The sequence below is a fragment of the Mesorhizobium sp. M5C.F.Ca.IN.020.29.1.1 genome (assembly GCF_003997375.1).
Taxonomy (GTDB): Bacteria; Pseudomonadota; Alphaproteobacteria; order Rhizobiales; family Rhizobiaceae; genus Mesorhizobium; species Mesorhizobium wenxiniae.
In genome coordinates this window covers 1-7,827 of sequence record NZ_RZSW01000280.1, presented here as the reverse complement: position 1 = coordinate 7,827, position 7,827 = coordinate 1, and the positions used below count along the sequence as shown (strand labels likewise).

The following is a 7,827-nucleotide window of genomic DNA, read 5'->3' as shown; positions in this document are numbered from 1 at the left end:
ACCGCGATCCGCCTCAACGCCGAGGCCAATGATGTCGGGATAAAGTTCCTCGGCTCGGACTGCATCGGAGCCGATGCGGGCTGGGATGTGGTTCTGGCCGGCGACGTCTTCTACGACAAATCCTTCGCCGAACGGCTGATGCCATGGTTCGCGACGCTGAAGGCGCGCGGCGCCGACATTATCGTCGGCGATCCCGGCCGTTCCTATATGCCGCAAGCAGGACTGGAGCCGCTTGCCGTCTATGAAGTGGCGGTAACCCGGGCGCTGGAAGACGCCCTGGTCAAGCGCACGACCGTCTGGCGGTTTGCTTGACGGCATCGCCGAACGGGCGTTCCATCACGCATCGATTTGAGAGTACGCATAGCGTTGTCCCAAAACCGCTGGGCACTTTTGGGCGACATGCTTCCGGGGAGGGAATCATGGATTTTTCAGCAGTGAACTGGCTGGCGGTGATCGTCGCCGCGGTGGTGGCGTGGTTGTTCGGCGCTGCATGGTACATGCGCCTGAGCAAGCCGTGGCTCAAGGCCGCCAGGCTTGATCCGGCGACCATGGGTAAATCGCCGCTGCCCTTCGTCATCAGCTTCATTGCGGAACTTGTCATGGCGCTCGTCATGTCCCTGATGATCGGAGCGATGACCGGTGGCGAACCGAGCCTCGTTGCCGGGCTCGTCTTCGGCTTCGTTCTCTGGTTCGGATTCGTCGCCACGACGTTATCCGTCAATCATCGCTACGAAGGGTTCGGCTGGGACCTGACCATCATAGACTGCGGTCACTGGCTCGGCGTGCTGCTTATCATCGGCGCGGTGATCGGCTGGTTGGGCGCAGGGGAAGTCGCGGGCTGATCCTGCCGCCACGAAATAGGTCGACGACCGCCGGCTGATCACTCAGAGCGGCCTAAAGCTCATCCAAGCGTTGGTCCGGCTGCGGGTTGTGAACTTCGTTCAGGAGCCAATCCCTGAACGCCTCGATCCTGGCGTCGTTGGCCGATCCGATGGGGTAGACCAGATGATAGGCGAAGTCGGGCGGAACCCTGATGCCAAGTTCGAAGGGCCGGATCAGCCGGCCCTCGGAAAGATCGTTTGCCACCATGGCAAAATCGGCGAGCGCGACGGCATTGCCGTCGAGCGCGGCCTGAACGGCGTCGGTCGAGGTGCCGAACACGATCGTCCGGCTGTCGTCGAAATCGTCGACGCCGGCCGCCGCCATCCACATGCGCCAATTCGGCCACGTCACGCCTTGTCGCGCCCACTCGATATGGGCAAGCGTGTGATGGAAGAGATCGCGCGGCTCGCGCAGCGGTGGGCCGGAGGCCAGCAGGCTGGGGCTGCACACAGGAATGATGATGTTGTCGAACAGCCGGTGGGTGCAAAGGCCCGGATATTTTCCCGCGCCGAATCGGATGCCGACATCGACGTCGTCCAGGTCGAAATCGCGCAATTCGGACGCAATGTCGAAGCGGAGCTCGATGCCCGGCCGCTGCTTGCGAAAGTCATCGACGCGCCGCATTAGCCATTTTGTCGCGAACTGCGCGTCGAGGGTCACTTTCAGCAGCGCCGTTCCGCGCGCCATCTTGTGCGCCCGTGAGACGGCCCGGGCAAGCAGATCCAGCGCGTCGGTCGACGCCTCGAACAGCACCGCGCCCGCCTCCGTCAGCCGGATCGTGCGGCTGGTGCGCGTGAACAGCACGATGCCGAGCTGATCCTCGATTTCCTTGATCTGGTGGCTGACCGCAGCCGGCGTCAGGCCGAGCTCATCTGCGGCGCGGGTGAAATTGAGGTGCCGGGCCGCCGCCTCCAGCGTCCTCAGTGCACGGGTTCCCGGCAGCAGGCGAGCCATCACAGTAGGACGAGGAGAGGCCGGTCGATCATTTTCCAATCCTCAAATAAAACTTGAAGATGCTGAGAAAACTACTCGTTTCTCGTTTTGATTTCAATCCGGCATGATGGGACCATCGAAATAACATCAAACCGGATTTGACATCCGAATGAAGTGGATTGTGCCATGTCCCACATAGTTATGACTCCTGCAATCGCCCGGTCGGCCTGGCTGCGCGCGACGCTTGACTGGTTTCGCCATGCGAAAGTTGCGGTCAATCTCCCGCATCAGAACGTCGACGATCTTGCGGACCGCCAATTGCGCGACATCGGCGCCGAACGCAAGGATGTCGCGCGCGTGATGGACCGGGAACTCGGCCGGTTGGGTCTGCTCGACATCGGCTGGCAGAGGCCGCGGACGTAGGGCAGTAGGGCAGTAGGGCAGCTAAAAGGTAAGCGGCGCGCCTGCGCGATCCTACTGACACTTTCCTATTCCCCTATTCCCCTATTCCCTACCTCACCACCTTCATCACCGTGCGATCCGACAGCAGCGGCATCAGCCGGGTCATCGTGCGCGCCGTCACCGCGACGCAGCCTTGCGTCGGCGTGAAGCCGGGGCGCGCCAGATGAAAGAAGATGGCGCTGCCGCGCCCGCGGCGACGCGGCGAAATGTTCCAGTCGAGCACCAGGCAGGCATCATAGAGCCGGTCGGTGCGCAGCATCCGCTCGTGGCTGGCGCCATAGGGAATCCTGACCGGACGGTTGTAGTTGCGGTCCTCAGGCACTTCGCACCAGCCGAGATCCGGACCGATCGGCGTCATCGCCAGCCGGGTTTTGCGGCCTCCGGAAAAATGATCGTTACGAAAGTATCCCGACAGGATCCGCATCGAACCAAGCGGCGTGGCGCCGTCGCCTTCGCGCTTGCCGGCCGATATGCCGCCGCGTCCCAGCGCACATGAAAACACCAGCTTGCCAGCCTGCAGAAGCCCCTGGCTGGCGTGGCCGGGCCTGGCGCGCACGGTGAGAACACGAAGCCCTTTTCGCAAAAATGCGCTCGCCTCATTGCACGCGCGTTTTTTCTTGTATGATCGTGCCACGGAACAAATCATTGTGATCGGCTGTTGTGTCGGTCAGCTTCCGCATAAACAGGCAGCGGTCAACTGAATTTTCTTTTCAAAACAACGGATTGATCCATGACTTCACGCACCATTCTGATCGTCGATGACGATGACGACCTGCGCGGCACGCTCGTCGAGCAATTGTCTCTCTATGAGGAATTCGACGTCCTGCAGGAATCAACCGCCGCCAAAGGTGTCGCCACGGCCCGCGGCGGCCTCATCGATCTGCTCATCATGGATGTCGGCCTCCCCGATATGGATGGCCGCGAGGCAGTGAAGATACTGCGCAAGGGCGGCTATAAGTCGCCCATCATCATGCTGACGGGACACGACACCGATTCCGACACGATTCTCGGCCTCGAAGCCGGCGCCAACGACTATGTGACCAAACCGTTCCGATTCGCGGTTCTCCTGGCCCGCATCCGTGCCCAGCTTCGCCAGCATGAGCAGAGCGAAGACGCCACCTTTTCGGTCGGCCCCTACACTTTCAAGCCCAGCCAGAAGCTTCTGATCGACCAGCGCGGCGCCAAGGTGCGGTTGACCGAAAAGGAAGCCTCGATCATCAAGTATCTCTACCGCGCCGACCAGAAGGTGGTGACGCGCGACGTGCTGCTCGAGGAAGTCTGGGGCTACAATTCCGGCGTCACCACGCACACGCTGGAAACCCATGTCTATCGGCTGCGCCAGAAGATCGAGCGCGATCCTTCTAACGCAGAAATTCTTGTGACAGAAAGCGGCGGCTACAAGCTGGTTCCTTAAACATTTAATCATTCAATCAGCGGTCGGGGGCAGGGGCCGCTTTCGGGTACGATCCTGAGACTGGAGGTGGTTCTGGATCGAACTCGCTGACGCATCGGACCAAAAATCGGAATCTTTTTTCGAAAGCATGGTGCGTCGATTTCAAAGCGTTTAGCGCGTCCTTTGCGCGTTCAAAGGGATGCTCGGCGCTGTAAGGGAGGGATTGGACTGGCCGTTCGGGGACCTAGCTAGATGGCGTTGGATGACGACATCCGCATCCTGTCCGCCGTGAGGCTCTTCGAGGGCTTCACGGAGGAACAGTTGCGTCTGCTCGCCTTTGGCGCGGAAACCATCAAGCTGCAGGCCGACCACAAGCTTTACCGCGAGGACGACGAGGCCGATTGTGCCTATATCGTCGTCAGCGGGCGCATCCTGCTGTATCGCGAGCAGGATGGCGCCCGCGTCCCGATAGGCACGGCCGGTCCCGGTACGATGCTGAGCGAACTGGCGCTGATCGCCGATACCAACCGGCTGACCAGCGCATCCGCCCAGATCGATTCGGAAGTGCTGCGGCTCAGCCGCAAGATGTTCCACCGCATCCTGGAGGAATATCCGGATATCGCGGTCCATCTGCACCAGCGCATCTCCGAGGATTTTCTGGCAATGATCCGCCGCATCGAGGAGCTGGCGCCGCGTTTCGAGAACTGAACCCGGATTTCAACTCGCTCTCGCAACCAATGACCCGTGAAAGCCATCGAATCAGGGCGGCAAGGCTGAGGTGTATCGAGATTCAGATCAGGCCGGCCTGCGAATGGTGGGATCCGAGAACCGGAGCGGAGCGTGCTTTTGGGTACGTGAGCACCGGAAGCACAGGAAACCACCATTCGCAGGCCGGCCTGATCTGAATATCGATACACCTAATCTAGGTCGAACCGCGCTATGACCGGCACATGATCCGACGGCCGTTTCCAGCCGCGCGCCGGCCGCAGGATCTCGTAGCCGGCAAAGCTCGGCACCAGGTTTGGCGACGACCAGACATGGTCGAGCCGCCGGCCGCGATCCGACGCTTCCCAATCCTGCGCGCGATAGCTCCACCAGGTGTAGAGCTTCTGCTCATAAGGCACGTTGAGCCGCATCAGGTCGACCCAGTCGCCGGCGAGCCGCATCGCCTCGAAATTTTCCGTCTCGACCGGCGTATGGCTGACCACCTTCAGGAGCTGCTTGTGCGACCAGACATCGTGCTCGAGCGGCGCGATGTTGAGGTCGCCGACCAGGATCGAACCGGACACTTCGTCGTGCTCGGCGCGGATGGCGTTCATTTCGGCGACGAAATCGAGCTTGTGCTTGAACTTGCGGTTGATGATCGGATCGGGCTCGTCGCCGCCGGCCGGGACGTAGAAATTGTGCAGCAGGATCGCCTTTCCGCCGGCCCGCAGGGTGACCGACAGATGCCGGCAGTCCTCGATCTCGCAGAAGCGGCGCTTTTCGACAATCGCGATCGGCCGGCGCGCCACCGTCGCCACGCCGTGATAGCCCTTCTGGCCGTGGAAGGCGATATGCTCGTAGCCGAGCTTGCGAAAGGCCTTCTCGGGAAACAGTTCGTCGGGAACTTTGGTTTCCTGCAGGCAGAGCACGTCCGGTGCCTGTTCGACAAGCAGGCGTTCGACGATCGGCATGCGCAAGCGGACGGAATTGATGTTCCAGGTGGCGATGGAAAAGGGCATACGGAGGGTCCGGACGGCACGGGACCGCAGGAACCTGGTTAGCTCCGACGGGCTGGTGCTTTTTTGGCAAGGCAGTTCCGGAAACTACTGCCAGCCATACGCTGCAAAAACAAGCCGGGCGCAATCATTGACCCTCGCGCCGCCCCTCATTGCCCTGCCGGGCATTTCTCCCCGGAGAAAGACGCTGGCTCCAGCCGCGGCGCCTTTCTTTCAACCATGGTGGATGGCGAAATCGTCGATTACAGCGTCCTTCTCCTCGTTTACGGGGAGAAGATGGCGGTAGCCAAGATGAGGGGCAGCGCTGACGTCCAGAAAGGCTTCCCACGACGAAACGCAGGAAACTACCGTTCGCAGGCCGGCATTATCTGAACATCACCATGCCTCAGCGCGACTTGGTGTTCAGCTCGCGGTTCGCCGTATAGTCGATGGCAAAGGTGTCGGGGGCGAAGCTCACGCCTTCCCTGACGTTGAAGATCATCACCGTCGTGTCCTTGCCTTGCGCATCGGTGATCGTCCATTGGCGCAATTCGTAGGTTTTCGGGTCGAACATCATGGTGATCTTCGAACTGCCGAACACCGATTTGTCGGCGAGTTGAATGGTGGTGACGTCGTTCTCTTCCTTGACGCTTTTGACGCGGCCGCCGGAGAGGTCGATCTTGGTGTCGAGCAGCAGCTTGAGCGGCGTTTTCGACAGTGGGTAGAGATCGGAGGTTTTCAGCCGCTTGTTGAGGATGACCACCGACTTGCCGTCGGAAATCACCCTGAAATTCGACGTCCCGTCATAGTTGAACCGAATCTTGCCCGGCCGTTCCAGAAAGAACTTGCCGCCGGTCTGCTCGCCCTTGGGTCCGAACTGCACGAATTCGCCGGTCATCGATTTGACCGAGGAAAAATGGTCGGCGATCTTCTGCGCGGTGGGTGGCACCGCCGCTTGCGCCGACGCCAGCAACTGGACCCCGGGCACGACGTTGATGGCCGCAGCACCTGCCAGGACCAGGCCGAGGCCAAGCAGCTGGCGGCGGGTCGGGGCAAAATCGCTGGTCGTAGCGAAAGAGGAGTTTTTCATGCCGGTCACTCTCGTCTGGTTTATCTGTTGTCGCAGTGTTTGGCCCCCCAGTTGGGCTTAAGTTTGGCGACCTAACAGCGCTTCGTCGTTGCAAACGCGCCAGAAGGGTCATAGTTGCCGCCGTTGACCTTGCAGCCGGGCAAATCCCATGGTTCTTGCCGGTCGGATCAGAACTTGTCGTCCTCCGTCGGCACTAGAATCTCCCGTTTTCCGGCATGGTTGGCCGGCCCGACAATACCTTCCTTCTCCATCTTCTCGATGATCGAGGCCGCGCGGTTGTAGCCGATGCCGAGCCGGCGCTGGATGTAGCTGGTCGAGGCCTTGCCGTCGCGCAGCACCACCGCAACCGCCTGGTCGTAGGGATCGTCGGAATCCTCGAAATTGCCGCCGCCACCGCCCGAGCCACCCTTGCCCGGCGGCTCGTCGTCGTCCTCATCGTCATCCTCGGTAATCGCATCGAGATATTCCGGCACGCCCTGCAGCTTCAGATGCGCGACGATCTTCTCGACCTCGTCATCGGAAACGAAGGGGCCGTGTACGCGCTGGATGCGGCCGCCGCCGGCCATGTAGAGCATGTCGCCCATTCCAAGCAGCTGTTCGGCGCCCTGCTCGCCCAAGATGGTGCGGCTGTCGATCTTCGACGTCACCTGGAAGGAGATGCGGGTCGGGAAGTTGGCCTTGATCGTGCCGGTGATGACGTCGACCGACGGCCGCTGCGTCGCCATGATGACGTGGATGCCGGCGGCGCGCGCCATCTGCGCAAGGCGCTGCACCGCGCCTTCGATGTCCTTGCCAGCGACCATCATCAAATCGGCCATCTCGTCGATGATGACGACGATGTAGGGCATCAGCTCGAGATCGAGGTTTTCGGTCTCGTAGATCGCTTCGCCGGTCTGGCGGTCGAAGCCGGTCTGCACGGTGCGCGAGATTTTCTCGCCTTTCTTCTCCGCCTGCTGCACCCGCGCGTTGAAACCGTCGATGTTGCGGACGCCGACCTTTGACATTTTGCGGTAGCGGTCCTCCATCTCGCGCACGGTCCATTTCAGCGCCACCACCGCCTTCTTCGGATCGGTGACAACAGGCGCCAAAAGATGCGGGATGCCGTCATAGACAGAGAGCTCCAGCATTTTCGGGTCGATCATGATTAGCCGGCAGTCCTGCGGCGTCAGCCGGTAGAGCAGTGACAGGATCATAGTGTTGATGGCGACCGACTTGCCCGAACCGGTGGTGCCGGCGACCAGCACGTGCGGCATCTTGGCGATGTCGACGATGACCGCCTCGCCATTGATGGTCTTGCCGAGCGCCAGCGCCAGCTTGGCCTTGGTGGTCTCGAAATCGCGGCTGGCCATGATTTCCCTGAGATAGAC

The 7,827-nt window shown here is 61.0% G+C and carries 9 protein-coding genes and 1 pseudogene; 5 read left to right on the top strand and 5 right to left on the bottom strand.

Annotated features, from left to right (window positions below; genetic code table 11):
• Together EOA85_RS21140 and EOA85_RS21135 are read left to right on the top strand one after the other, a co-directional pair.
• Window positions 1-312 (top strand): annotated as a pseudogene (locus EOA85_RS21140) (methyltransferase); the annotation flags it as partial.
• 107 nt (window positions 313-419) lie between these two features.
• Entirely contained in the window at window positions 420-842 is a 423-nt protein-coding gene (locus EOA85_RS21135; protein WP_127211037.1) for a DUF1761 domain-containing protein, read from the top strand.
• A 52-nt stretch (window positions 843-894) separates the two neighbouring features.
• On the opposite strand, the gene gcvA is transcribed toward EOA85_RS21135, so the two are convergent.
• Window positions 895-1,836 carry a transcriptional regulator GcvA gene (gcvA, locus tag EOA85_RS21130; protein WP_127211036.1) on the bottom strand — a complete coding sequence of 314 codons (942 nt, stop codon included), beginning with the start codon at window positions 1,834-1,836 and terminating at the stop codon, window positions 895-897.
• A 165-nt stretch (window positions 1,837-2,001) separates the two neighbouring features.
• On the opposite strand from gcvA, the gene EOA85_RS21125 reads away from it, so the two are divergent.
• Window positions 2,002-2,238, top strand: a complete 237-nt coding sequence (locus EOA85_RS21125) for a hypothetical protein (protein ID WP_029349299.1) — start codon at window positions 2,002-2,004, stop codon at window positions 2,236-2,238.
• Window positions 2,239-2,326: 88 nt separating this feature from the next.
• On the opposite strand, the gene EOA85_RS21120 is transcribed toward EOA85_RS21125, so the two are convergent.
• Window positions 2,327-2,923: a L,D-transpeptidase gene (locus EOA85_RS21120; RefSeq protein ID WP_127211035.1), complete on the bottom strand. Its 597-nt coding sequence runs from the start codon at window positions 2,921-2,923 to the stop codon at window positions 2,327-2,329.
• 84 nt (window positions 2,924-3,007) lie between these two features.
• Here EOA85_RS21120 and EOA85_RS21115 point away from each other — a divergent pair, with 84 nt between their 5' ends.
• Window positions 3,008-3,691, top strand: a complete 684-nt coding sequence (locus EOA85_RS21115; RefSeq protein ID WP_029349304.1) for a response regulator transcription factor — start codon at window positions 3,008-3,010, stop codon at window positions 3,689-3,691.
• A 231-nt stretch (window positions 3,692-3,922) separates the two neighbouring features.
• Window positions 3,923-4,378 carry a cyclic nucleotide-binding domain-containing protein gene (locus tag EOA85_RS21110; protein WP_127211034.1) on the top strand — a complete coding sequence of 152 codons (456 nt, stop codon included), beginning with the start codon at window positions 3,923-3,925 and terminating at the stop codon, window positions 4,376-4,378.
• Window positions 4,379-4,587: 209 nt separating this feature from the next.
• Here EOA85_RS21110 and EOA85_RS21105 read toward each other — a convergent pair whose 3' ends face one another.
• The 3 genes from EOA85_RS21105 to EOA85_RS21095 all read right to left on the bottom strand — a co-directional run.
• Window positions 4,588-5,394 carry an exodeoxyribonuclease III gene (locus EOA85_RS21105; protein WP_127211033.1) on the bottom strand — a complete coding sequence of 269 codons (807 nt, stop codon included), beginning with the start codon at window positions 5,392-5,394 and terminating at the stop codon, window positions 4,588-4,590.
• A 382-nt stretch (window positions 5,395-5,776) separates the two neighbouring features.
• Window positions 5,777-6,460, bottom strand: coding sequence for an outer membrane lipoprotein carrier protein LolA (locus tag EOA85_RS21100; RefSeq protein ID WP_127211032.1), 684 nt, complete (start codon window positions 6,458-6,460; stop codon window positions 5,777-5,779).
• A 167-nt stretch (window positions 6,461-6,627) separates the two neighbouring features.
• Window positions 6,628-7,827: DNA translocase FtsK (locus EOA85_RS21095; RefSeq protein WP_164759777.1), on the bottom strand; the 1,200-nt coding region annotated here is incomplete at its 5' end.